General features: G+C 71.0%; 21 protein-coding genes. 5 read left to right on the top strand and 16 right to left on the bottom strand.

Features of this window, described 5'->3' with window-relative positions; genetic code table 11:
* Window position 1: 1 nt before the first annotated feature.
* A complete protein-coding gene (locus DEI99_RS15445) occupies window positions 2-1,012 on the bottom strand; it encodes a glycerophosphodiester phosphodiesterase family protein (protein ID WP_111040981.1) in 1,011 nt (336 codons plus the stop codon).
* Window positions 1,013-1,119: 107 nt separating this feature from the next.
* Here DEI99_RS15445 and DEI99_RS15450 point away from each other — a divergent pair, with 107 nt between their 5' ends.
* The gene (locus tag DEI99_RS15450) at window positions 1,120-2,097 is read left to right on the top strand and encodes a DUF817 domain-containing protein (protein ID WP_111040982.1); all 978 of its coding nucleotides are present in this window, start codon (window positions 1,120-1,122) and stop codon (window positions 2,095-2,097) included.
* A 36-nt stretch (window positions 2,098-2,133) separates the two neighbouring features.
* Entirely contained in the window at window positions 2,134-2,994 is an 861-nt protein-coding gene (locus DEI99_RS15455) for a Bax inhibitor-1/YccA family protein (protein WP_111040983.1), read from the top strand.
* A 266-nt stretch (window positions 2,995-3,260) separates the two neighbouring features.
* Here DEI99_RS15455 and guaA read toward each other — a convergent pair whose 3' ends face one another.
* From guaA to DEI99_RS15480, 5 genes are read right to left on the bottom strand one after another with little or no spacing between them, the layout of a single operon-like run.
* Entirely contained in the window at window positions 3,261-4,841 is a 1,581-nt protein-coding gene (guaA, locus tag DEI99_RS15460) for a glutamine-hydrolyzing GMP synthase (RefSeq protein ID WP_111040984.1), read from the bottom strand.
* A complete protein-coding gene (locus DEI99_RS15465; RefSeq protein WP_111040985.1) occupies window positions 4,838-5,284 on the bottom strand; it encodes a DUF3817 domain-containing protein in 447 nt (148 codons plus the stop codon). Before DEI99_RS15465 ends, guaA begins: the two co-directional genes overlap by 4 nt.
* A 10-nt stretch (window positions 5,285-5,294) precedes the next feature.
* A complete protein-coding gene (locus DEI99_RS15470) occupies window positions 5,295-6,071 on the bottom strand; it encodes an SURF1 family cytochrome oxidase biogenesis protein (protein WP_111040986.1) in 777 nt (258 codons plus the stop codon).
* Window positions 6,072-6,076: 5 nt separating this feature from the next.
* Window positions 6,077-7,543, bottom strand: a complete 1,467-nt coding sequence (locus DEI99_RS15475) for a cation:proton antiporter (RefSeq protein ID WP_111040987.1) — start codon at window positions 7,541-7,543, stop codon at window positions 6,077-6,079.
* A 3-nt stretch (window positions 7,544-7,546) separates the two neighbouring features.
* Window positions 7,547-8,077, bottom strand: a complete 531-nt coding sequence (locus DEI99_RS15480) for a cation:proton antiporter regulatory subunit (protein WP_071260110.1) — start codon at window positions 8,075-8,077, stop codon at window positions 7,547-7,549.
* A 76-nt stretch (window positions 8,078-8,153) separates the two neighbouring features.
* Between DEI99_RS15480 and DEI99_RS15485 the strand changes: the two genes are divergently transcribed.
* On the top strand, window positions 8,154-8,657 hold the full coding sequence (locus DEI99_RS15485; RefSeq protein ID WP_111040988.1) for a hypothetical protein: 504 nt from the start codon (window positions 8,154-8,156) through the stop codon (window positions 8,655-8,657).
* A gap of 70 nt (window positions 8,658-8,727) precedes the next feature.
* Here the strand turns inward: DEI99_RS15485 and DEI99_RS15490 are convergent, their stop codons facing one another.
* The 9 genes from DEI99_RS15490 to DEI99_RS15530 all read right to left on the bottom strand — a co-directional run bounded on the left by DEI99_RS15490 (window position 8,728) and on the right by DEI99_RS15530 (window position 18,541).
* Window positions 8,728-10,605, bottom strand: a complete 1,878-nt coding sequence (locus tag DEI99_RS15490) for a glycerol-3-phosphate dehydrogenase/oxidase (protein WP_111040989.1) — start codon at window positions 10,603-10,605, stop codon at window positions 8,728-8,730.
* A 62-nt stretch (window positions 10,606-10,667) separates the two neighbouring features.
* Window positions 10,668-11,789 (bottom strand): GuaB3 family IMP dehydrogenase-related protein, encoded by a 1,122-nt coding sequence (locus DEI99_RS15495; RefSeq protein WP_071260101.1) that lies wholly within the window; start codon window positions 11,787-11,789, stop codon window positions 10,668-10,670.
* A complete protein-coding gene (locus tag DEI99_RS15500) occupies window positions 11,786-12,826 on the bottom strand; it encodes a D-alanine--D-alanine ligase family protein (RefSeq protein WP_111040990.1) in 1,041 nt (346 codons plus the stop codon). Before DEI99_RS15500 ends, DEI99_RS15495 begins: the two co-directional genes overlap by 4 nt.
* The gene (alr, locus tag DEI99_RS15505; protein WP_111040991.1) at window positions 12,823-14,019 is read right to left on the bottom strand and encodes an alanine racemase; all 1,197 of its coding nucleotides are present in this window, start codon (window positions 14,017-14,019) and stop codon (window positions 12,823-12,825) included. Before alr ends, DEI99_RS15500 begins: the two co-directional genes overlap by 4 nt.
* A 79-nt stretch (window positions 14,020-14,098) precedes the next feature.
* Complete coding sequence (locus DEI99_RS15510; protein WP_146247063.1) at window positions 14,099-14,278, bottom strand: hypothetical protein; 180 nt, start codon at window positions 14,276-14,278, stop codon at window positions 14,099-14,101.
* Window positions 14,279-14,524: 246 nt separating this feature from the next.
* Window positions 14,525-15,337, bottom strand: coding sequence for an ABC transporter ATP-binding protein (locus DEI99_RS15515; RefSeq protein WP_258369252.1), 813 nt, complete (start codon window positions 15,335-15,337; stop codon window positions 14,525-14,527).
* A complete protein-coding gene (locus DEI99_RS15520; RefSeq protein WP_111040992.1) occupies window positions 15,334-16,221 on the bottom strand; it encodes an ABC transporter ATP-binding protein in 888 nt (295 codons plus the stop codon). Before DEI99_RS15520 ends, DEI99_RS15515 begins: the two co-directional genes overlap by 4 nt.
* Window positions 16,214-17,200 (bottom strand): branched-chain amino acid ABC transporter permease, encoded by a 987-nt coding sequence (locus DEI99_RS15525; RefSeq protein ID WP_111040993.1) that lies wholly within the window; start codon window positions 17,198-17,200, stop codon window positions 16,214-16,216. The genes DEI99_RS15520 and DEI99_RS15525 overlap by 8 nt, the downstream gene beginning before the upstream one ends.
* A 12-nt stretch (window positions 17,201-17,212) precedes the next feature.
* On the bottom strand, window positions 17,213-18,541 hold the full coding sequence (locus DEI99_RS15530; RefSeq protein ID WP_071260084.1) for a branched-chain amino acid ABC transporter permease: 1,329 nt from the start codon (window positions 18,539-18,541) through the stop codon (window positions 17,213-17,215).
* A 368-nt stretch (window positions 18,542-18,909) separates the two neighbouring features.
* Between DEI99_RS15530 and guaB the strand changes: the two genes are divergently transcribed.
* Window positions 18,910-20,412: an IMP dehydrogenase gene (gene guaB / locus DEI99_RS15535; protein ID WP_071260081.1), complete on the top strand. Its 1,503-nt coding sequence runs from the start codon at window positions 18,910-18,912 to the stop codon at window positions 20,410-20,412.
* 277 nt (window positions 20,413-20,689) lie between these two features.
* A complete protein-coding gene (locus DEI99_RS15540; protein WP_111040994.1) occupies window positions 20,690-22,021 on the top strand; it encodes an ABC transporter substrate-binding protein in 1,332 nt (443 codons plus the stop codon).
* Window positions 22,022-22,127: 106 nt separating this feature from the next.
* On the opposite strand, the gene rarD is transcribed toward DEI99_RS15540, so the two are convergent.
* Complete coding sequence (gene rarD / locus DEI99_RS15545) at window positions 22,128-23,090, bottom strand: EamA family transporter RarD (RefSeq protein WP_111040995.1); 963 nt, start codon at window positions 23,088-23,090, stop codon at window positions 22,128-22,130.
* Between the last annotated feature and the right edge of the window lie 55 nt (window positions 23,091-23,145).

A 23,145-nucleotide genomic window follows, 5' to 3' on the forward strand; every position in this document is an offset into this window, starting at 1 on the left:
TCTAGGCGCGACCCCCGACAGCAGACCGTGCCAGGACGGCCAGGTCGGTGTGGTCGGCGAAGACACCGTCGACCCCGGTCCGGACCACCGAGGTGTACCAGCGCTCCCAGTCACCGAAGGCCGCGACCTCGCCGCCCCGACGCAGCGGACCCGGCAGGAACCGGTTCTCCGGTCGGAGGGTCCACGTGTAGACCGCGAGCCCGGCGGCGTGGGCGCGGTCGACGATCGCGCTCCGCACCGGCGTCGGGTCCTCGAGCGCGACGCTGTCCACCCCGGCCATGAGCGTGCCGAGGTCGACGCTGATGCCGTGGAACTCCGTCGCGGAGGACGCGAGCGCGTCCTCGGAACGCTCCGCGGCGTAGGTGGGAGCCAGCGACCCGTGGGACGCGACCTCGTCGGGGGCGCTGCCACGGGCCTCCTGCAGGTACACCAGCCGACCGCCCGTGCGCCGCTCGCGCAGGTCGCGGAGCACGCCCTTCTCGAAGCTCTCGACCGTGAGCCGCTCGTCGCGGCGCCACCCGGCGTCGCCGAGCGCGCGGTCGACGAGCTCGCCCATCGGGAAGCCCGCGCGGTCGAAGAAGGCCGCGTGCTTGACCTCGGCGACGAGGCCGACGGGACGGGGCGCGGCGTCGAGGATCGCGAGCAGGTCCTCGAGGCGCAGGACCGGTTCCTCGCCGTCGTGCTCGGCCGACCCGGGCCGCAGCGCGGGCAGGCGCTCCCGGGTGCGGAGCGTCTGCAGCTCCGCCCACGTGAAGTCCTCGGTGAACCAGCCCGTCAGCGTCTGCCCGTCGACCGTCTTCGTCGTGCGCAGGTGCCGGAACTCCGGGCGGTCGGCGACGTCGGTGGTGCCGGACACCTCGTTCTCGTGGCGGAGCACGAGCACGCCGTCCTTCGTCGGCACGAGGTCCGGCTCGATCGCGTCGGCGCCGAGCTCGATCGCGAGCTCGTAGGCGCTCCGCGAGTGCTCGGGGCGGTAGCCGGACGCGCCGCGGTGGGCGATGACGAGGGTCATGGCGCGACCCTACTGGCCGCGGGTGACCGTGGGGACGGCGTGGGTCACGGGACACACGCGAGCCGCCGGGGGCCGCCGTTCCCAGCCCGCCGACCGAGCATCGCCGCATGACCGTCCGATCGCTGTCCACCGCCGTCGAGGCACGGATCGACCGCGCCGCCCGCCGCCTGCTCGACGCCGGGCACCAGCCGCGCCGACCCGCCCGCCGGTTCGTCACCGAGTTCCTGGTGTTCGGCGCGAAGCAGGCCTGGGCGTGCACCTTCGGTGCCCTCCTGCTCGCGACGATGGCCGTCGTGCACCTCACCGTGCCGGCGGCGGTGCGGAACGACGTGCTGACCGTCGCCGCCGTGCTGCTGCAGGTCGGCATGCTCGTGTTCGGGCTCGAGACCGTGCGGGAGCTCCGCGTGGTGCTGCTCTTCCACGTCGTCGGCACCGTCATGGAGGTCTTCAAGACCCACATGGGGTCGTGGTCGTACGGCTCCGGCGGCCTGCTCGTCGTCGCCGGGGTACCGCTGTTCTCCGGCTTCATGTACGGCGCGGTCGGGTCGTACCTGGTGCGCGTGCACCGCCTGTTCGACCTGCGCTTCGACCGGTACCCCCGGCAGTGGGCGCTCGCGGTCGTCGCGGGGGCCGTCTACCTGAACTTCTTCGGCCACCACTTCGTGGCCGACGCCCGGTACGTCCTGCTCGTGCTCGTGCTGCTGCTCTTCGCCCGCACGACCATGCACGTGCGGGTGCACCGGGCGACGCTGCGGATGCCCGTGCTCCTGGCGATGGGTCTCGTCGCCCTGTTCGTCTGGGCCGCCGAGGACGTCGCGACCTGGGCAGGCGCCTGGACCTACCCGGCGCAGGCGGCGGCATGGCAGCCCGTGGCGCCGACGAAGATCGTCGCGTGGTTCCTGCTCATGACGATCTCGATCGCCCTCGTCACCTGGCTCCACCCCGCTGACTCCACCCCGCAGCGGACTCCCGAGCAGTTCGCGGCACGCGTGCAGCGCATCCCCATAGGCTGCTCGCGTCAGGGCCTCACCGGCCCGCGTCCGCTCGCCGCGAATCCTCAGCCTTCCGCGGTCGAGCGCACTTAGGCTGAGAGGACTCGAATCTCCAAGGAAGAGGACACCATGGCCTTCAAGCCCGGTTTCGACCAGTCCCCCGCCTTCAACGACCAGGGACGCAACGCCTGGGGCGGCGCGGCCGGTCAGCAGCAGGCCGGCTGGGGACAGACCCCGCAGCAGGCGAAGGGCGGGATGACCCCCGACCAGCTGCAGTACATGTACGACCGCCCGGCGGCCTCCACGGTCGACACGGACCGCATGTCGTACGAGGACACCATCGTCAAGACGCTGCTCGCCTTCGGCGTGCTCATCGTCGGTGCGGTCGCCGGCTGGAACCTGCCGCCCGCGGTGTGGATCGTCGGCGCGATCGTGGGCTTCGTGCTCGCGCTCGTCAACACCTTCAAGAAGAAGCCGTCGGCGGGCCTCGTCCTGGCGTACGCGTTCTTCGAGGGGCTGTTCGTCGGCGGGATCTCCGGGTACTACGACACCGCGTTCGACGGCATCGTGCCGCAGGCCGTGTTCGGCACGCTCGGTGTGTTCTTCGTGACGCTGCTGCTGTTCCGATCCGGCAAGGTCCGCGCGACGCCGAAGGCCACGCGCTTCTTCCTCATCGCGATCGTCGGCTACATGGCGTTCTCGCTGGTCAACGTCGTCCTGATGATCACCGGTGTGACGCAGAGCGCGTTCGGCCTGCTCGGCGTGACCCTGTTCGGCATCCCCCTCGGTGTGCTCATCGGCATCTTCGTCGTCGTCATGGCGGCGTACTCGCTCATCCTCGACTTCGACCAGATCAAGACCGGCGTCGAGCGCGGCGCGCCGCGCGTCTACGCCTGGACGGCGGCGTTCGGCCTCATCGTGACGCTCGTCTGGCTGTACCTCGAGATCCTGCGCATCCTCGCGATCGTGGCGAGCAGCTCGCGCAACTGATCCACCCCGCACCACACGGAGGGCCCCGGCACACGCCGGGGCCCTCCGTCGTTCCCGTGGGGTCGGCCGAGGTCGGGGGGCCGCCGAGGTCGCGCGACGTGCCGCACGTGCGTCGTCGAGGTCGCACGAACCGCCGCTCGACGACCCGGCAGGCGGCAGTTCGTGCGACCTCGGCGCCCGCCCGGCGCCCGCCGGCCGGCCGGACCCCGGACGCACGGAGGCCCGGCACGCAGGGCGTGCCGGGCCTCCGGACGGTCAGGGGAGGACTACTCCCACTCGATCGTCCCCGGCGGCTTCGACGTGACGTCGAGCACGACGCGGTTGACGTCGGGGACCTCGTTCGTGATCCGGTTCGAGATCTTCGCCAGGGTGTCGTACGGCAGACGCGTCCAGTCGGCGGTCATGGCGTCCTCGGACGAGACCGGACGGAGCACGATCGGGTGCCCGTAGGTCCGGCCGTCGCCCTGCACGCCCACGGATCGGACGTCGGCGAGCAGCACGACCGGGCACTGCCAGATCTCCTCGTCGAGGCCGGCCGCGGTGAGTTCCTCGCGGGCGATCTTGTCGGCCGCGCGGAGCAGTTCGAGGCGGTCCTTCGTGACCTCGCCGACGATGCGGATGCCGAGGCCCGGGCCGGGGAACGGCTGACGGCCGACGATGACCTCGGGCAGGCCGAGCTCGCGGCCGACGGCACGGACCTCGTCCTTGAACAGGGTGCGCAGCGGCTCGACGAGCTCGAACGTCATGTCCTCGGGCAGGCCGCCCACGTTGTGGTGCGACTTGATGTTCGCGGTGCCCGCTCCGCCGCCGGACTCGACGACGTCGGGGTAGAGCGTGCCCTGCACGAGGAACTTGACCTCGGCGTCGGTGTCCGAGGCCTTCGCCTCGAGCACGAGCGCCTCGGCGGCACCCTCGAAGGTGCGGATGAACTCACGCCCGATGATCTTGCGCTTCTGCTCCGGGTCGCTCACGCCGGCGAGGGCGTCGAGGAACTGCTCCTCGGCGTCCACTGTGACGAGCCGGACACCGGTGGAGGCGACGTAGTCCTCCTCCACCTGCTTGCGCTCGTCGGCGCGGAGGAGCCCGTGGTCGACGAAGACGCAGGTCAACTGGTCACCGACGGCCTTGTGCACCAGGGCCGCGGCGACGGCGGAGTCGACACCGCCGGAGAGCCCGGCGATCACCCGTGCGGAACCGACCTGCTCGCGGATGCGCGCGACCTGCTCCTCGATGACGTTGCTCGAGTTCCAGTCGCCGGGCAGCCCGGCGGCACGGTGCAGGAAGTTCTCGAGGACGGCCTGGCCGTGCGCGGAGTGCTTCACCTCGGGGTGCCACTGCACGCCGTAGAGCTTGCGCTCGTCGGACGCGAAGGCCGCGACGGGCGTCGAGGCGCTCGACGCCAGGACCTCGAAGCCCTCCGGCGCCTTGGCCACGGAGTCGCCGTGCGACATCCAGGTGACCTGCGACGCCGGCTGGTCGCCGAGCAGGACGCTGTCCGTGCCGGTGACGTCGACGTCGGTGGCGCCGTACTCGCGCAGGCCGGTGTTCGCGACCTCGCCGCCGAGGGCGGTCGCCATCGCCTGGAAGCCGTAGCAGATGCCGAGCACGGGGACGCCGAGCTCGAGGATCTCGCCGTCGAGGGACGGGGCGCCGTCCTCGTACACGGACGACGGGCCACCGGACAGCACGATGGCCGCCGGGTCCTTCGCGCGGATCTCCTCCGCGGTCATCGAGTGCGGGACGATCTCGCTGTAGACGTTCGCTTCACGGACCCGACGCGCGATGAGCTGCGCGTACTGGGCCCCGAAGTCGACGACGAGGACGGGACGCTGTTCGGTCTCGCTCACCGAGCGGCCTCCTTCTCACGCTGCTGGGCAGCGATCAGGTCGTGGTAGGTGTCCATGGCCTTCTGCTGCATGCGGTGTTCGACCACGAAGGACATGAACGGGATGATGCCCCCGAGGGCGATGAGCAGGAAGCGCGACGGCCTCCAGCGCATGATGCTCCACAGACGGAAGTCGGTGAAGAGGTAGAGGACGTACAGCCAGCCGTGCGCGATGAGGATCGCGATCGACAGGTTGAACGTGCCGGGTGCTTCGCCGGCGGTGCCGTTGGGCACGAAGAACGGCCCCTTGCCGAGCTGCATCTCGAGCTGCAGCGGCGTGTACTTGATGACGACCTCGATCACGAGGGCCAGGAGCAGCACACCGGTGATGTAGGCGGAGACGCGGTACCACTTCACCGCACCCGGGATCTTCGGGACGTCGCGGGTCCGGACGGTCAGTGCCATGTCGTCGATCCTACCGTCGGAGCGCGGCGGCTTCGGCGGCCAGGGCCTCGTCGCGCTCGTCCTCCTGCTCGCGCTCCCACGCGTCCTTCACGAACCGGTACCAGAGGAACACCGCGAAGCCGGCGAAGACCACCCACTCGATCGCGTAGAACAGGTTGAGCCAGTCGAACTGGACCTCGCGCGACGGGGCGCGGTCCGCGATGGTGCCGAGGTCGGCGGCCTGCGCGGTCGCGCCGTCGGCGACGACGTACCCGAGGTACATCCGGTCGTCGAAGGCCTGCCAGGTGTTCACGAACCGTGCCGGGGCGACCGCCGAGTACTCGGCGCGCTTGTAGGTGTCCTGGTCGGGCGACTCGGCCGGGTAGTACCGGCCCTGGATCGTCAGCGTCTGCCCGTCCGCCAGACGGTCACCGCCGGCGACGGCGTCCGCCCGTCGGTCGGACCACCCGATGACGACCGGGAGGCTCGCCCCACCGTCCGAGTCCACCAGGTGTCCGACGGTCTGGTACGTCCCACCCCCGGTGCGGCCCGTCAGGACGGTCGTGTCCCCGGCGACGAACGTGCCGGAGACCGTCACCTTCTGCCCGGCGAGGGTCTCGCTGACCGGCTTCTCCGGGGTGGTGACGGCGTCGAGGGTCTTGCGCGTCTCGGTGGTCGCCGGCAGGGGCTTGCCGTTGGCGATGCTCCGTTCGAGCTGCCACTTGCCGAGTCCGGCGAAGACCGCCGCCAGCACGAGCGCCAGCAGCAGCAGCGCGATCCACTTCGGTCGTCGGGCAACGGCCCACATCTGTATCAGTACTCCGGATCGCGCTGGCGGACCGGGCGTTCGGGGCGCTCGGCGGGGATCTCGACCGGCGACGTCACGGGGTCGGACGTCGCATCGGGCGTCTCATTCTCGCGCTCGTCCCTGCCAGCGGCCTCCACGAGGGCGAACTCCTCGGCGAACTGGCGGTCGCGTTCGGCCCGGCGGGCGGCCGCGGCGGCGTCCTGGTCGGCGACCCCGGCGACCGCTGCGGCGTCGACGGCGTCGTCGAGCGCGGGGCTCGTGCGGCGGCCGAGGCGGTCGCGCAGCCTTGTACGGAGCCGCGCGACGCGCGCCGGTCGCACGACGAGCCGGCCGATCCGGTCCGAGTTCACCGCGAGCAGCGGCCCGAGGATCGCCATGACGAGGACGTAGAGGCCGGCGAACGCGGTGATCCGGGACTCGAGTCCGGCGGCCGCCGACAGCGTCGCGAGGATGAGCGCGAACTCGCCGCGGTTCACCAGGATGACCGCGGTGTTGATGCCCTGCTGCACGTCGAAGCCGTTCATCCGCGCGACCAGCTGGCCGGCGACGGCGTTCAGGACGACCGTCATCCCGATGGCGCCGAGGACCGGCCAGAGCACCTCGCCGAAGGTCGACAGGTCGAGGCCGAGGCCGAAGTTCACGAAGAAGAACGCGGCGAACACGTCGCGCATCGGCAGGGCGAGCTGCTCGATGCGGTCGCGGTACCGGGTGGCACCGCAGAGCAGGCCGATGACGAAGGCGCCGATGGCGTCGGTCACGCCGAGCAGGTCGCCGATGCCGCCGAACATCACGGCGAGCCCGAAGAACAGGACCGTGAACAGCTCGTCGTCGCGCGTCGCGAAGATCTTCGAGACCCACTTGCCCGCGAAGCGCGCGAGCGTGAACATCACGATGAGGAACCCGAACGCGAGCGCGAGCTTGCCGACCACGGCCCAGGCGTTCGTGTCGCCGGACAGCACGACGGAGACGATCGCCAGGTAGATGGCGATGAAGACGTCCTCGATGACCGTGACGCCGAGGATCATCGGGGTCTCGTCGTTCGCCAGGCGTCGCAGCTCGATGAGGAGCTTCGTCACGATCGCGCTCGACGACGTCGCGGTCATGCCCGCGATGATCAGGGCTTCGCGGGTGCCCCAGCCGAGCGAGAACCCGAAGGCGAACCCGACGCCCATGTTGATGGCGACGTACGTGCCACCGGACACCAGGAGCTTGCCGGCGTTGCCGTAGAACTCCTCTTGGTCGAACTCCAACCCGAGGTTGAACAGCAGCAGGATGAGCCCGAATGTCGCGATGAGCTCGATGGTGTGGGACTCGACGTTCAGCCCGATCCACGGGGTGTGCGGGCTCGCGATGAGTCCCACCACCATGTAGACCGGGATCGCCGGCAGCCCGATGGTCTTGCCGAGCCGCCCCAGGACGTAGGCGATGACGAAGAGCACACCGATGGTGAGCAGCTCACCACCCAGGTGCATGCGCTAGCTCTTCCGCGGGGCCTCGGCCGAGGCGGCCGCAAGCTCTCCGCTGCGGTAGAAGGAGAACGCCTTCGCGACCTTCTCCGGGGACCCGGCCACCACGATGGTGTCGCCGGGGAACACGACGAAGTCGGGCGAGGGGGCGGGGTTCGCGCTGTCGCCGCGCACGACGGCGACGACGGTCAGGCCGATGAAGCCGGAGTCGTGCAGGTCGCCGAGGGGCTTGCCCGCGATGGCGTCGTCGTAGTCGACCGAGAACCAGTCGATCGACAGGCCGGGGATCTCGTCGAGCTTGTCGAGGCCCTCGGTGATCCGGGTGCCGCCGAGGAGTTCGGCGAGGGTGTGCGCCTCGTCCTCGCTGAGGCGCAGCGAGACCTTCTCGGACTTGTCGGCGCCGTCGGAGACGTCGGCGAACGAGATGAGGTCGGAGTGCCCCGACCGGTGCGTGATGACACCGCACTTGCCACCGTCGTCGGTGTAGAAGCTGTGCAGCACGCCGACTCCGGGGAGTTTGACGCGATGGACGTCGACCATGATGGCTCCCTCTTCGAGTACCAAGATGATAACCGTCGGGTCGTCCGGTCCATTCCGCCCGCTACTGTTGGCGTCCATGGGGAGAACGCGGATCGTCGTCGGGGTCGTCGGGACACTGGTCGTCGCGGCCTACGCCGCACTGCTGGCGGTGAACGCGCTCGTGCTCGACCCGCTCGCCGCGGTGCCCGGGCAGTCGCTCGCGCAGATCCACGCCGAGCTCACCCGCCAGGGCTTCTCGGTGCGGGGCGACACGGTGGCCGTCGTCGTGGTCGCGCTCATCGGCGTCCTGCTCGCCGCGGTGCTCTCGGTGCTGCTGCTCGTCACGCGGGCGCCGGCGCACGTCATCGCCGCCGTGCTGCTCGCCGTGGTCGTGATGGGCACGCCGGCGTCGTACGTCGCGGCGATCGCCATGGGCATGGACGTGGCCGATGCCTTCGGGGTCGGCGGCGGCGACCACACGATCTGGGCGGGCGTGCTGTACGTGACGAGCCTCGTCGCGCTCGTCGGGATCCCGGTCGTGCTCGTGGTCGGCCAGGCGGCGCACGTGCGCCGGACCGCCCTGCGGACGCACGCCGCCTGACGGTCGCGCCCCGGGCCTCCCGTCCGGTGCGCCGGCAGGGAGGCCCGTGGCGGGCCCGTCACACCGGTCGCTACCGGGGTTCGCTCGTCTTCTCGCCGACGACCTGCTCGTCGGACGCCTTCGCACCCTCGGCGCCGTCCGAGCGGCCACCGCCCACCACGACGTCGTCCTCGTCGAAGCCGAAGGCGATGTCCGGTGCCTCGAGCCGCACGCGGTCGGCGCTCTCGTCGTCGGGCTGCAGCTGCGACTCGCGCTCGGCGGCGACGCGCTTCAGGTAGTTCGCGACCTCGTGCTCCGTGGTCTCCTGGTCCCAGCCGAGCACGTCGGCCATGAGCCTCGCCGCGACCGGCGCGGCGGACTCGCCGCGGTCCCAGGCCTCGATCGAGATGCGGGTGCGGCGGGCCAGGACGTCCTCCAGGTGCAGGGCTCCCTCGTGCGAGGCCGCGTACACGACCTCGGCACCGATGTAGTCGTCGGCGCCGGGGAGCGGGTCGGCCAGCGAGGGGTCCTGCTCGACGAGCTGCAGGACGTCGGTCGCGAGCGTGCCGTAGCGGTTGAGCAGGTGCTCGATCCGGACCTTGTGCACGCCGAACCGTCGGGCCGTGCGTCCGCGACCGTTCCACGCCGCCGGGTAGCCCTCGGCACCGAGCAGCGGGATGTCCTCGGTCGTCGAGGCGGGGATCTTGCCGTCCATCGCGGCGACCGCCTCGTCGATGGCGTCCTTGCCCATCACCCGGTACGTCGTCCACTTGCCGCCGGCGACGACCACAAGGCCGGGCGCGGTGTGCGCGACGACGTGCTCGCGGCTGAGCTTCGACGTCTGGTCGGACTCGCCCGCGAGCAGCGGCCGGAGGCCTGCGTAGACGCCCTCGACGTCCTCGCGGGTGAGCGGGACCCGGAGCACGCGGTTGACGTGCTCGAGGATGTAGTCGATGTCCGCCGCGGTCGCCGCCGGGTGCGCCTTGTCGAGGTACCAGTCGGTGTCGGTGGTGCCGACGAGCCAGTGCCGGCCCCACGGGATCACGAAGAGCACGCTCTTCTCGGTGCGGAGGATCATGCCCGTGTTCGACTGGAAGCGGTCGCGCGGGATGACGAGGTGCACGCCCTTCGACGCCCGCACCTTGAACTGGCCGCGCGTGCCGACCATCGCCTGGGTGTCGTCGGTCCAGACGCCCGTCGCGTTGACGACCTGCTTGGCCCGGATCTCGAACGTCTCGCCGGTCTGGATGTCGTGCGCCTGGGCGCCGACCACCCGCTCGCCGACCTTGATGAACCCCTCGATGCGGATGCGGCTGGCGGCGTGCGCCCCGTAGGACGCCGCGGTGCGCACGAGCGAGGCGACGTACCGGGCGTCGTCGACCTGGGCGTCGTAGTAGGTCATGCCGCCGACGAACGCGTCCTTCTTCAGGCCGGGCATGTTCTTGAGGACCTGGCCCCGGCTGAGGTGCCGGTGGTGCGGGACTCCGGGCGGCCGGCCGCCGGACCAGCTGAAGACGTCGTACATCGCCATGCCGATGCCGATGTAGAACCGCTCCCAGACGCGGTGGTTGAGCGGGTAGAGGAAGCGCACCGGCTTCACCAGGTGCGGGGCGATCCGCTGCAGGAGCAACCCGCGCTCGATGAGGGCCTCGCGCACGAGCGCGAAGTTGAGCTGCTCGAGGTAGCGGATGCCGCCGTGCACGAGCTTCGAGGAGCGGCTCGACGTGCCCGATCCCCAGTCGCGTGCCTCGACGATGCCGACGCTCAGGCCGCGGGTGACGGCGTCGAGCGCGCTGCCGGCGCCGACGATGCCGCCGCCGACGACCAGGACGTCGAGCTCGGTCGTCTTGAACGTCTCGATCGCGGCCGCGCGTTCGTCGGGGCCGAGCTTCGCCCGCGGGTCGAACCCGACGCCGGGAGCGGCGCTGCCGGCCGGCTCGGTCGGGGTGGTGCTGGTCGTCTTCGCCATCGTCGCCTCCGTGTCACGGTCGGCGCCGAGGTGTCACCCGTGACACTGCACGGGTACCACCGTCACTGCTGGTGGTACGGCGCCACGACCACTTCTACTCGCTGGAACTCCTTGACGTCGGAGTACCCGGTCGTCGCCATCGACCGGCGGAGCGCACCGACGAGGTTGGCGCGGCCGTCGAAGGTCGGCGTGGGGCCGTTCAGGACGTTCTCGAGCGGGGCGATCGTGCCCACCTCGACGCGGCGGCCGCGCGGCAGCTCCGGGTGGTGCGCCTCGGCGCCCCAGTGGAAGCCGCCGCCGGGTGCCTCGGTCGCACGGGCGAGCGCCGTGCCGAGCATGACGGCGTCGGCTCCGACCGCGATGGCCTTGACGATGTCGCCCGCGGTGTCGAGCCCGCCGTCGGCGATGACGTGCACGTAGCGGCCGCCGGACTCGTCGAGGTAGTCGCGACGGGCACCGGCGACGTCGGCGACCGCGGTGGCCATCGGCGCGTGGATGCCGAGCGCGGCGCGGGTGGTCGACGCGGCGCCGCCGCCGAAGCCGACGAGGACACCGGCGGCGCCCGTGCGCATGAGGTGCAGCGCCGACGTGTACGTCGAGGCACCGCCGACGATGACGGGGACGTCGAGCTCGTAGATGAACTTCTTGAGGTTGAGGGGTTCCTCGGTCTGGGACACGTGCTCGGCCGAGACCGTCGTGCCCCGGATCACGAACAGGTCGACGCCGGCGTCGACCACCGTGGCGGAGAACTCCTGCGTGCGCTGCGGGCTGAGCGACCCGGCGACCGGGACCCCGGCTGCGCGGATCTCGGCCAGGCGGGCGGTGATCAGCTCGGCCTTGATCGGCTCGGAGTAGATCTCCTGCATGCGCTTCGTGACGTTGCCGTCGGTGAGCGACCTGATCTCGTCGTAGTACGGGGTCGGGTCCTCGTAGCGGGTCCACAGGCCCTCGAGGTCGAGCACACCGAGGATGCCGAGCTTGCCCATCTGGATGACCGTCGCCGGCGAGGACACCGAGTCCATCGGCGCCGACAGGATCGGGGACGCGAACGTGAACGCGTCGATCGACCACTGCACGCTGACGTCGCGCGGATCGCGCGTCCGTCGCGAGGGGACCACCGCGATGTCGTCGAACGCGTACGCCCGACGTCCGCGCTTGCCTGCACCGATCTCGACTTCGCTCACCCGGCAAGCCTAGCGGTCGTGTCCCCCGGGTGACGCGGAGCCCGACCGGCCCGGCCGTCAGCGGTGGCCCGTGCCGTCTCGACGAGCGTCGCGAGCAGCTCCGGGTGGTCCACGCCGACCGCTGCGAACATCTTCGGCACCTGCGACTGCGCCGTCATCCCCGGCATCGTGTTCACCTCGTTGAGCACGACCTCGCCGTCCGGCGTCACGAAGCAGTCGACCCGGGCGATGCCGGCGCACCCGAGTCGGGCGAACACCGTGCGGGCGACGACGTCGAGCCGTGCGGCGACGACGGCGTCGAGCGGCGCGGGCAGGACGAACCGGGCGCTGCCGTCGTACTTCGTGTCGGCGTCGAAGAACCCGTCGGCGTCGTTGAGGACCTCGAGGGGCGGTCCGACGACGAGCTCGCCCGGGGCGCGCTCGAGGACGGCGACGTCGACCTCACGCCCGACGACCATGCGCTCCACCAGGACCCGGGCGTCGTGCGCGAACGCCTCGGCGAGCGCCGCGTCGAGCCGATCGGGGTCGTCCACGCGGCTCACGCCGAAGCTCGACCCGCCGGCGACGGGCTTGACGATCCAGGGCAGCGGGCCGACGGCGCGCCGCAGCGCCTCGACGTCGACGCGCGCCCCGCGGTCGAGCAGGGCGCCCGGTGCCACCGCCACGCCGGAGGCCTCGGCGACGAGCTTCGTCGCCCACTTGTCCATCGCGATCGCACCGGCGCCGACGGGCGACCCCACCACGGGCACCCCGGCGAGCGCCGCCAGGGCCGCCAGCGAGCCGTCCTCGCCGCCGGGGCCGTGCACGAGCGGGAACACCACGTCGGCGCCGGCGACGACCGCCGCGGCCCCGGGGAACGAGCACGGGGCGTCCCCCGACCGCCAGCCGCCGGCCCGGTCGACGGTGAGCGCCAGGACCTCGTACCGGGTCGGGTCGAGCGCGGCGGCGACGGCGGCGGCGCTGGCGAGCCCGACCTCGTGCTCGCTGTTGGCCCCGCCGCCGATGACGACGACGCGGACGGACTCGGTGCTGCTCATGATGCGCTCCTGGTGGTGCTGGCGGTGGTGGTGGTGTCGACGGTCCGTGGCACGCGCGCGCCGAACCCGGTGACGATCTCGTGCGCGTTCGTGCCCGCCCACCGTGCCCAGTCGACGGCGGTCGGCCCGGGACCGCCCATGACGGTGGCGAGTTCGCCCGGCACGACGGAGGACCCGGTCACGTCGACGACGAGCTGGTCCATGTTGACCCGGCCGACGACCGGCACGAGACGGTCGCGCAGCCGGACCTGCGCGGACCCCGAGGCCGCGCGCGGGATGCCGTCCGCGTACCCGAGCGGCAGGACCGCCAGCTCGGCGTCCGCCGGGGCCGTCCACGTGCCGTCGTAGCCCACGGGTGTCCCGGCCCGGACGGACCGCACGGCGACGACGGGCGCGGTGACCGTCATCGCGCCGACGAGTCCGGCCGTGGCGGGGCCGATGCCGACGAGCGCCGCACCGACGCGGACGGCGACCCCGCCGAGGTCCGCGCCGACGAACGCGGCCGGGGTCCCGCCCAGGTGCAGGGCGACGGGCCTTCCGACGGCGTGGTCGGTGGCGAGTCCCGCGAGTCGCAGCAGGGTGACGGCCCGGGTGGTCGAGGCGAGGTCGGCGTTCGGCACGTGTCCCATCACGGCCGTCACGCGGACGTGTCCGGCGCGGTCGGCGTCCGCGGCGGCGGCGAGGAGCGCCTGCCACCTGTGGGGCTCCGCGCCCTCGCGGGCCATCCCGGTGTCGACGTGCAGGTGCACGGTGACCGGGTGTCCGCCACGGCGGCCGGCTACGGCGACGGTGGTCAGGGTGGCGAGGTCGCCGACCGCGACCTCGACGCGTGCGCGGGCGGCCGCCGCGAAGTCCGTCCCGGGCATGTGCAGCCAGCACAGCAGCCGGGCCTCGATGCCCGCGGCCCGGAGCGCGAGGGCCTCGGCCAGCGTCGCGGTGCCGAGCGACCCGGCGCCGGCGGCGAGGGCCGTGCGGGCGACGGTCGCGCTGCCGTGCCCGTAGCCGTCGGCCTTCACGACCGCGACGAGGTCGTGGCCGCGCGCGGTGACGCGGCGGACGTTCGCGGCGATCGCCGCCGTGTGGACCGTGCGGAGCGGACCGGCGTGCGCGGCCGGCGCTGCGACGCGGGACTGCGGCACCGGCACCGGCACCGGCACGGTGGAGGCTCGCGGGTGGCTGCCGAGGAGGGTCATGTCCCCAGCGTGGCGGCGGCGCACCGCGGGCGGATCGGGGCAGCGGGTGACCGCCTTCACCCGCCGGGACGAAGCCGGGTCAGCCCTGCGACCGACGCTTCCTCAGCATCCGCAGGACGAGGCCGAGCAGGAGCGCGAGCACCACCAGGACCACCAGGAGCGCGGCCGCCACCTTCACCAGGAGCGCGGCACCGACGAACAGCGCGGCGAAGACCAGCCACACCAGGGCGTCGAGCACGAGGGATCCGGGGGTACGCACCTGCGGCACGATACCGACCCGGCGGGGCCGACCCGGGCCTCCCGACCGGGAGCGCCGGACGCGCCGGACGTACCGGGAGCACCGGACGGACCAGACGCGCCGGGCCACCGGACGCGCGGGCCACGGGCGTCCGCGGGCCCGGGACACGTCGAGGAGCGGGGCCGTGCGGCGCGAAGCGACCACGCACGGCCCCACCCGTCACGGATACCACCCCCACAGCGGTACCCGCAGTCGACACGGGGCGCGCTAGCGCGCCGCGTCGACGTCCTTGGCGAGCGTCCCCAGGTAGAGCTCGATGACCTTCGGGTCGTCGGCGAGCTCCTTCCCGGTGCCCGAGTACGCGTTCTTCCCCTGGTCGAGCACGTACCCACGATCGCAGATCTGCAGACAGCGTCGCGCGTTCTGCTCCACCATGATGATCGACACACCGGCCTTGTTGATCCGGCGGGTCCGCAGGAACGTCTCGTCCTGGCGCACCGGGGACAGTCCGGCGCTCGGCTCGTCGAGCAGCAGCACCTTCGGGTCCATCATGAGCGCACGGGCCATCGCGACCGACTGCCGCTCACCGCCCGAGAGCGAACCGGCCCGCTGGTTCCGCCGCTGCGCGAGGACCGGGAACAGGTCGTAGATCACCTCGAGCCGTTCGGCGAACTTCCCCGGTCGCAGGTACAGCCCCATCTGCAGGTTCTCCTCGATGGAGAGCGAGGGGAAGACGTTGTTCGTCTGCGGCACGAAGCCGACACCGGCCTGGACGAGCTTGTTCGCCTTGAGGTTCGTGATGTCCTCACCCTGCAGGGTCACCGAGCCCTCGCGGATGGACACGAGCCCGAACAGCGCCTTGAGCAGCGTCGACTTGCCGGCGCCGTTCGGCCCGATGATGCCGATGAGCTCGCCCGGGTAGCACTCCAGGTCGCAGCCGTTCAGGATGTTCGCCCCCGGCAGGTAGCCGGCGACGAGGTTCTCCGCGCGCAGCACCGGCTCGCGGTCCAGCGTGGCCGCCGGGGCGGCGGTCGGACTGGAGGCACTGCTCGCGTTCGTGGGGTCCGTTGCGTCCGTCATCGGGTCGCCTCCTGCTCGTCTTCTTCCTTGACTTCCTCGGCCAGCTCCTCGAAGGTCTCCTCGGTGAGGAGCGAGTCGTCGCCCAGGTCGGTGTCGTGGTGGGCGCCCAGGTACGCGTCGATGACGGCCTGGTCGTCCATCACCGTGTCCGCCGGGCCCTCGGCGACGACCTTGCCCTCGGCCATCACGACCACCCAGTCCGAGATGTGCCGGACCATGTGCATGTCGTGCTCGACGAACAGCACGGTCATGCCGTCGTCGCGCAGGGACTGGATGTGCCCGAGCAGCGACTGGGTGAGCGCGGGGTTCACGCCGGCCATCGGCTCGTCGAGCATGATCATCGTCGGGTCGGACATGAGCGCGCGGGCCATCTCGAGCAGCTTGCGCTGCCCGCCGGACAGCGAGCCGGCGTAGTCGTCCTTCTTCGTGTCGAGCTTGAAGCGGGCGAGCAGGTCCTCGGCCTTCGCGGTGATCTCGCGCTCGCGCTTCGCCCACACCGGCTTGACCAGGGCGGCGAAGAAGTTCTCACCGGGCTGGTCGCGGGCACCGAGCAGCATGTTCTGCATCACGGTGAGCCGGGACAGCGCCTTCGTCAGCTGGAAGGTGCGGACCATGCCCTTGTTCGCGATGTGCGTCGCGCTCGTCTTCTGCAGCGTGGCGCCGTCGAACCGCGTCTTCGCGCCGGCGCTCGGCTTGTCGAAGCCGGTGAGCAGGTTGAAGAACGTCGTCTTGCCGGCGCCGTTCGGGCCGATGAGCGCCGTGATGGACCCGCGCTGGACCTCGAGGTGGTCGACGTCGACCGCGGTCATGCCGCCGAAGTGCCGGGTGACGCCGTCGACGGTCAGGATGGGGTCGGCCTTGGGGTGGTCGTAGGTCTCAGACACTGAACGTCAGCTCCTTCTTGTTGCCGAGCAGGCCCTGTGGACGGAACACGATGAGCAGCATGAGCGCGACGCCGACGAGCACGTACGAGAACTGCTCGGCCTGCTGCGCGTTCATGATCGAGTCGGGGATGAAGTCGCCGGCGAGGGTGCGGATGAAGAGCCGGACGACGAAGAACAGCACCGCGCCGAGCACCGGTCCGAACACCGTCGCCGCGCCGCCGAGGATGAGCGCCGTCCAGATGAAGAACGTCATCGAGCGGCCCATGGCGTCCGGTTGCACGGAACTCGGCAGGACGTAGATGATGCCCGCGATCGCGCCGAGCGCACCGCCGAACACGAGCGCCTGCATCTTGTACGAGTAGACGTTCTTGCCGAGCGAGCGGACGGCGTCCTCGTCCTCGCGGATGGCCTTCACCACGCGGCCCCACGGGCTGCGCATGAGCAGGAAGAGCACCAGGGTGAACAGGGCGACCATCGCCCAGGCGGCGATGCGGATCCACCAGCCGTTGACGCCGTTGTTCGCGTACGTGAACCACAGGATCGTGGTGGTGCCGTCGGGCAGCGGGCTGAGCGCGGTGAACGGGTCGCGGTAGCTCGAGCCGGTGATGCCGTTCGAGCCGCCGGTGGTCGTGGTGAGCAGGCTCGAGCGGCCCACCATGCGGATGATCTCGGCGCCGGAGATCGTGACGATCGCCAGGTAGTCGCCGCGCAACCGCAGGGTCGGGATGCCGAGGATGATCGCGAACACGATGGCGACGAGCAGGGCGACGAGCACCGCCATGACGAACGGCAGCCCGTTCGTGATCGAGATCGCGAATCCGTAGGCCCCGAGCAGCAGGAACGCCGCCTGGCCCATGTTCACGAGCCCGGTGAGGCCGAAGTGCACGTTCAGGCCGATCGCGGCCAGTGCGAACGCCGCCGTGGTCGGGGCGAGTGCCTCCTGTGTGAGCGAGGACAGCAGGTTGAGGATGTAGTCCATGCGCGTGCTCCCTTAGCCGATCCGCTCGGCGCGGCCGAAGATGCCCTGCGGTCGGAACAGCAGGATGAGGATGAGGATGACGAGGGCGGTGGCGTACTTGAAGTCACCGGGGAGCACCAGGTTCGTGAGCTCGACGACGATGCCGATGATCATCGACCCGACGAGTGCGCCGTAGGCCGTGCCGAGACCGCCGAGCGTGACCGAGGCGAACATGAGCAGCAGCAGCTGGAGGCCCGTCTGCCAGTTCACGCCGTTCAGCACGAGGCCGAGCATCACGCCGGACAGACCGGCGAGGCCCGCGGCGAGCGTCCACACGAAGCGGATCACCCGGTCGACGTCGATGCCGGACGCCGCGGCGAGCGCCGGGTTGTCCGAGACGGCGCGGGTGGCACGGCCGAAGCGGGTCTTCGCCAGGAAGAGCCCGGTCGCGACGAGCACCACGAGCGCGATGCCCATCGCGACGTAGGACTGCACGGTGAGCGTGACCCCGGCGAACCGGATGGTCTCGGGGTTGCCCTGCTGGATGCGGACCGTCGAGGCGCCGAAGAAGTACTGGAACGCGTACTGGGCGGCGATCGACAGACCGATCGTCACGATCATGAGCTGCGTCAGGCTGATCCGCTTGCGGCGCAGGGGCTTCCAGATCGCGGCGTCCTGCAGGTACCCGGTCGCGGCGCACAGCAGGGTGACGACGATGCCGGTGAGCCAGATGTTCCACCCGAGCTGGTTCGCGAAGACGTAGGCCAGCAGCCCGCCGAGGGTGACCTGCTCGCCGTGCGAGAAGCTCGACAGGCCCGTGGTGCCGTAGATGAGCGAGAGGCCGATCGACGCCAGCGCGATGAGCAGCCCGAGCCGGAGGCCGGACACCAGCTGCTGCCAGGCCCGTTCCGGTGTGACGCTCGAGGTGTCGGTCGACGTCGTCGCGCCCTGCTGGTCGGACAGCTGGAAGATCTGTCCCACGTTGGCGTTCAGCGTGGCCTGGACCGTGCGCTCGGCGTCGGCGGCGTTCGTCAGGTACTGCCCCTTCGGCAGCGTGTCCTGGTCGACGCTCACCGTGTACTTGCCGGCCTCGTCGACCCGGACCGACCAGCGGCCGTCGGTGTTCGTCGTGGCGGTCTCGGCGAAGCCGCCGGGACCGGCGACGTCGACCGCGACGCCCTCGGCCGGCTTCCGCTCGGAGTCGGTGATGGTGCCCTGGATGCAGCCGTTGGTCGGGCTGACGGTGCAGGGCTGGGTGCTGGACGGTGCGCTGGACGAGGACGGACTGCTGGTCGCCGCGTCGGCCGTGGGCGTCAGTGCCCAGTCGACCGCGAAGGTGGCGAGGAAGGCGAGGAAGAGCACGGCGGCGAGGACCAGGCGGTTGCGGCCTGGAGCCCCGCGGCGGAGTCGGCGGTGCAGCGCTGACCCCGGCGGAGTGATGGAACCCACGGATGAGCCTCTCGTTCGGATAGTCGAGGACCCTAGGCATTTTTTGTGTCCCCCGTGTTTCCAGCGTGTCTCGCGCAGGAATCGTGGCGCATTCGTGACCAGGGGCTGCGCGATCCGCATGAATCCGCCCGTCCGGCCGGTACAGCGCCCCACGGAGGCCCCCGCCGGAATGGGCGGGGACACGCGCGCGTTACCATGGTCCATCCGGAGCCCGCAGCCGTGTTCCCGGTGTCTGCAACCACTTCAGGTGCCCCGCGGCACCCAGCCCACGAAGGGGACTCATGGACCAGCCGGATCCGTTCGGATTCATCGGACTCACGTACGACGACGTCATGCTCCTGCCCGGGCACACCGACGTCATCCCGAGCGAGGCGTCCACGACGTCCCGGCTCACCAAGCGCATCGAGGTGCACGTCCCGCTGCTCTCCGCCGCGATGGACACCGTCACCGAGGCGCGCATGGCCATCGCCATGGCGCGGCAGGGCGGCATCGGCATCCTGCACCGCAACATGTCCATCGAGGACCAGGCAGCGTACGTCGACAAGGTCAAGCGCTCCGAGTCGGGCATGATCACGAACCCCGTGACGACCACCCCGGACGCCACCGTCGCCGACGTCGACGCGCTCTGCGGGCAGTTCCGGGTCTCCGGCCTGCCGGTCGTCGAGCCGGACGGCACCCTCGTCGGGATCATCACGAACCGCGACATGCGCTTCGTCGCCCCCTTCGAGATGGCGACCACGCTCGTCCGCGACGTCATGACGAAGGCACCGCTCATCACCGCGCTCGAGGGCATCGACCCGGAAGAGGCCGTGGCGATCTTCGCGCAGCACAAGATCGAGAAGCTCCCCCTGGTCGACGCCGACGGCAAGCTCCGCGGGCTCATCACCGTCAAGGACTTCGACAAGAGCGAGAAGTACCCGGACGCCACCAAGGACGACGAGGGCCGCCTGCGCGTGGGCGCCGCGATCGGCTTCTTCGGCGACGCCTGGCAGCGTGCCGAGGCACTGCTCGAGGCCGGGGTGGACGTCCTGGTCGTCGACACCGCCAACGGCGAGAGCGAGGGCGTGCTCGACATGGTGCGCCGCCTCAAGGCCGACGAGCGCTTCGCGGGCGTCGACGTCATCGGCGGCAACGTCGCGACGCGTCAGGGCGCGCAGGCGCTCATCGACGCCGGCGTCGACGCGGTCAAGGTCGGCGTGGGCCCCGGCTCGATCTGCACCACGCGCGTCGTCGCCGGTGTCGGCGTGCCGCAGGTGACCGCCGTGTACGAGGCGTCGCTCGCCGCGCGCGAGGCCGGCGTCCCGGTCATCGCCGACGGCGGCCTGCAGTACTCCGGCGACATCGCGAAGGCCCTGGTGGCCGGTGCCGACACCGTGATGCTCGGCTCGCTCCTGGCCGGCACCGACGAGTCCCCTGGCGACCTGGTGTTCGTCGGCGGCAAGCAGTACAAGGCCTACCGCGGCATGGGGTCGCTCGGCGCGCTGCAGACCCGCGGCGAGAAGACCTCGTACTCGAAGGACCGCTACTTCCAGGCCGACGTGCCCTCTGACGAGAAGCTCATCCCCGAGGGCATCGAGGGGCAGGTGCCCTACCGCGGCTCGGTCGCGAACGCGGTCTACCAGCTCGTCGGCGGTCTGCGGCAGTCGATGTTCTACGTCGGCGGCCGCACCGTGCCGGAGCTCAAGGCCCGAGGCAAGTTCGTCCGCATCACCGCCGCCGGGCTCAAGGAGTCGCACCCGCACGACGTGAAGATGGTCGTCGAGGCACCGAACTACCGCGGCTAGTCCGCAGGTCCCCGTGCGAGCGGCAGGCCACCACGATCCGGTCGTGGGGGCCTGCCGCTCGCTTCGTTCCGGGGACAGGACCGTCCGGACGGTTCCCTGACCAGGGGTTCCCGTGCGTCCTCGAAGGATTGTCACGGGTGCGTAACGAAACACGCAGGGTCGGAGCCCGGACACACGGGCGAAACACATCCGCTCTAGTTTTCTCGCATCCCACGCAGAGGGCATCGTGTTCGACCCGGTACGAAAAGGCCCTCCGCGCAGAGAAAGGGCTCCACGGATGATCAGAACCACCCGTGCCACCACGGCACTGGCCTTGGCGGGCGCAGCAGCCGTCCTCCTCGCCGCCTGTTCCACCACCAGCGCCGGCGAATCGCCGTCGAGTTCGGCGTCGGGCGGGGCGAAGAAGGACCCGGCCGCCAGCTGCAAGGCACCCGACTCGCCGAGCACCGACCCGCTGAAGATCGGCACGATCCTGCCGCTGACCGGTTCGCTGGCCTACCTGAACCCGCCCGCCGAGTCCGGCGTCGGCCTCGCCGTCCAGGACATCAACGCGGCCGGTGGGGTCCTGGACGAGGACGTCACGATCTCGCCCGCCACCGACTCCGGTGACAGCAACGACATGACGGTCTCGAGCTCCGCCGCGACGAAGCTCGTCAACGCGAAGGTCCCGGTCGCGATCGGCGCCGAGTCCTCGTCGGTCACGCTCAACGTGATCGACCAGCTCACCAGCAACTGCATCGTCGAGATCTCGCCCGCGAACACCGCGACCGACCTCTCCGGCTACTCGTCGTACTACTACCGGACCGCTCCGCCGGACTCGGTGCAGGGTTCGGCGCTCGGCCAGCTCGTCACCGGTGACGGCAACGCCAAGGTCGCGTTCCTCGTCTTCAACGACACCTACGGCACGGGCCTCCGCAACTCCGTGCAGGCTGCGGTCGAGGCCTCCGGTGGCCAGGTCGTCTACGGCGGCAAGGGCAAGGGCCAGGAGTTCCCGCCCGGCCAGACCACGTTCTCGTCCGAGGTGACCGCTGCACTCGCAGCCAAGCCCGACGCGATCGTCGTCCTGGCCTTCGACGAGACGAAGTCGATCATCCCCGAGCTCGTCTCGCAGGGGAACACGGCGAAGATCTACATGTCCGACGGCAACACGGCGGACTACTCGAAGGACTTCGACAAGGGCACCCTCGACGGTGCCCAGGGCACCATCCCCGGCGCCTCGCCGAAGGACGACTTCAAGAAGCAGCTCGCCGACTTCTACAAGGAGTCCTCGGGCAAGACGCTCGCCGACTACTCGTACGCGGCGGAGTCCTACGACGCCACCGTCCTCGCCGCCCTCGCCGCGGTGAAGGGCAAGGGCACGGACTCGGGCACCATCCAGGCCAACATTGCCGCGGTGTCCGGAGCCGACGGCGGCACCGAGTGCGCCACGTTCAAGGAGTGCAAGACGCTCCTGGACGACGGCAAGGACATCCACTACACCGGCCCGTCCGGCATCGGTCCGTTCGACGAGAACAACGACCCGTCGAGCGCCTACATCGGCATCTACAAGTTCGACGGCGACAACAAGCCCGTCTACCAGAGCGCCATCCAGGGCGCGGTCGAGAAGTAGGACCCGCTCCACTCACCGAAGCGACAGTTCCCCGCGGATCATCCGCGGGGAACTGTCGCTTTCGTGTCGGGACGGACGGGAGGCCGGGAGGCCCGGCGTGCGACCGTCAGGCCGTTCCGGCCGGGGCCGCTGCGAGCGCACGGCGCCGCGACGCCCGGGACGCCGTGAAGGAGTCCACGGTGAGCACCACCAGTGCGAGCCACACGATCGCGAACCCGGCCCACCGCGCTGGCGGCATCGGCTCGTGCTGCACGAGCACGCCGACGAGCAGCTGCAGGACCGGCGCGAGGTACTGCGTCAGCCCGAGGGTCGACAGGCTCACCCGCCGTGCCGACGACGCGAAGAGCAGCAGCGGGATCGCCGTCGCCGGACCGGTCAGCACCGTGACGAGCACGTGCCCCCACCCGGCGCTGCCCATGGTCAGTCCACCACCCAGCCCGGTGGCCCCGAGCACGACGAGCGCGCCGACCGCGAGCGGCAGCAGCCAGAGCGTCTCGATCGTCAGCCCGCTCAGCGCGTCGACCGAGCCGCCGACGCGCTTCTTCACGAGCGCGTACGTGCCGAACGACGCGGCCAGCACGAGCGAGATCCACGGCATCCGGCCGTAGCCGATCGCGATGACCACCACGGCGACGACGCTGATCCCGACCGCCGCCCACTGTGCCGGCCGCAGGCGTTCGCGCAGGACGACGACCCCGAGGGCGATCGTGACGAGCGGGTTGATGAAGTAGCCGAGCGCTGCCTCGACGGTGTGCCCGGTCGTGGTCGCCAGCACGTAGACCGTCCAGTTGACCAGGATGAGCACGGCTGCGAGCCCCATCACGAGCATCACCCGACGCTGCGCGACGAGCCAGCGGGTCCGTCGCCAGGACCGGGTCACGGCGATCGCGACGGCGCAGAAGACGAGCCCGAAGACGATGCGCCAGGCGACGATCTCGAACGCGCCGGCGGGAGCCATCGCCGCGAAGAGCAGGGGCATCAGGCCCCACAGGCCGTACGCGACCACTGCCTGCACCACGCCGACGGTCGCCTGGTCGCGGGCCGGACGCACCGGACTCGGTTCACTCACGGAATCATCCTAGGAACCGCCACCGACGCACCGGGCGGGCACCGGGCCTCCCGTC

The sequence above is a fragment of the Curtobacterium sp. MCLR17_036 genome, assembly GCF_003234445.2.
In the GTDB taxonomy this organism is placed as follows: domain Bacteria; phylum Actinomycetota; class Actinomycetes; order Actinomycetales; family Microbacteriaceae; genus Curtobacterium.

Coding starts and splice junctions, on each gene's coding strand:
- guaB (WP_071260081.1), top strand. CDS start 18,910: ATGGACCAGCCGGATCCGTTCGGATTCATCGGACTCACGTACGACGAC.
- DEI99_RS15515 (WP_258369252.1), bottom strand. CDS start 15,337: ATGACGGACGCAACGGACCCCACGAACGCGAGCAGTGCCTCCAGTCCG.
- DEI99_RS15475 (WP_111040987.1), bottom strand. CDS start 7,543: ATGCACCTGGGTGGTGAGCTGCTCACCATCGGTGTGCTCTTCGTCATC.
- DEI99_RS15455 (WP_111040983.1), top strand. CDS start 2,134: ATGGCCTTCAAGCCCGGTTTCGACCAGTCCCCCGCCTTCAACGACCAG.
- DEI99_RS15490 (WP_111040989.1), bottom strand. CDS start 10,605: ATGGCGAAGACGACCAGCACCACCCCGACCGAGCCGGCCGGCAGCGCC.
- DEI99_RS15470 (WP_111040986.1), bottom strand. CDS start 6,071: ATGTGGGCCGTTGCCCGACGACCGAAGTGGATCGCGCTGCTGCTGCTG.
- DEI99_RS15485 (WP_111040988.1), top strand. CDS start 8,154: ATGGGGAGAACGCGGATCGTCGTCGGGGTCGTCGGGACACTGGTCGTC.
- alr (WP_111040991.1), bottom strand. CDS start 14,019: ATGACCCTCCTCGGCAGCCACCCGCGAGCCTCCACCGTGCCGGTGCCG.
- DEI99_RS15540 (WP_111040994.1), top strand. CDS start 20,690: ATGATCAGAACCACCCGTGCCACCACGGCACTGGCCTTGGCGGGCGCA.
- DEI99_RS15465 (WP_111040985.1), bottom strand. CDS start 5,284: ATGGCACTGACCGTCCGGACCCGCGACGTCCCGAAGATCCCGGGTGCG.
- DEI99_RS15525 (WP_111040993.1), bottom strand. CDS start 17,200: ATGGACTACATCCTCAACCTGCTGTCCTCGCTCACACAGGAGGCACTC.
- DEI99_RS15500 (WP_111040990.1), bottom strand. CDS start 12,826: ATGAGCAGCACCGAGTCCGTCCGCGTCGTCGTCATCGGCGGCGGGGCC.
- DEI99_RS15480 (WP_071260110.1), bottom strand. CDS start 8,077: ATGGTCGACGTCCATCGCGTCAAACTCCCCGGAGTCGGCGTGCTGCAC.
- DEI99_RS15445 (WP_111040981.1), bottom strand. CDS start 1,012: ATGACCCTCGTCATCGCCCACCGCGGCGCGTCCGGCTACCGCCCCGAG.
- DEI99_RS15450 (WP_111040982.1), top strand. CDS start 1,120: ATGACCGTCCGATCGCTGTCCACCGCCGTCGAGGCACGGATCGACCGC.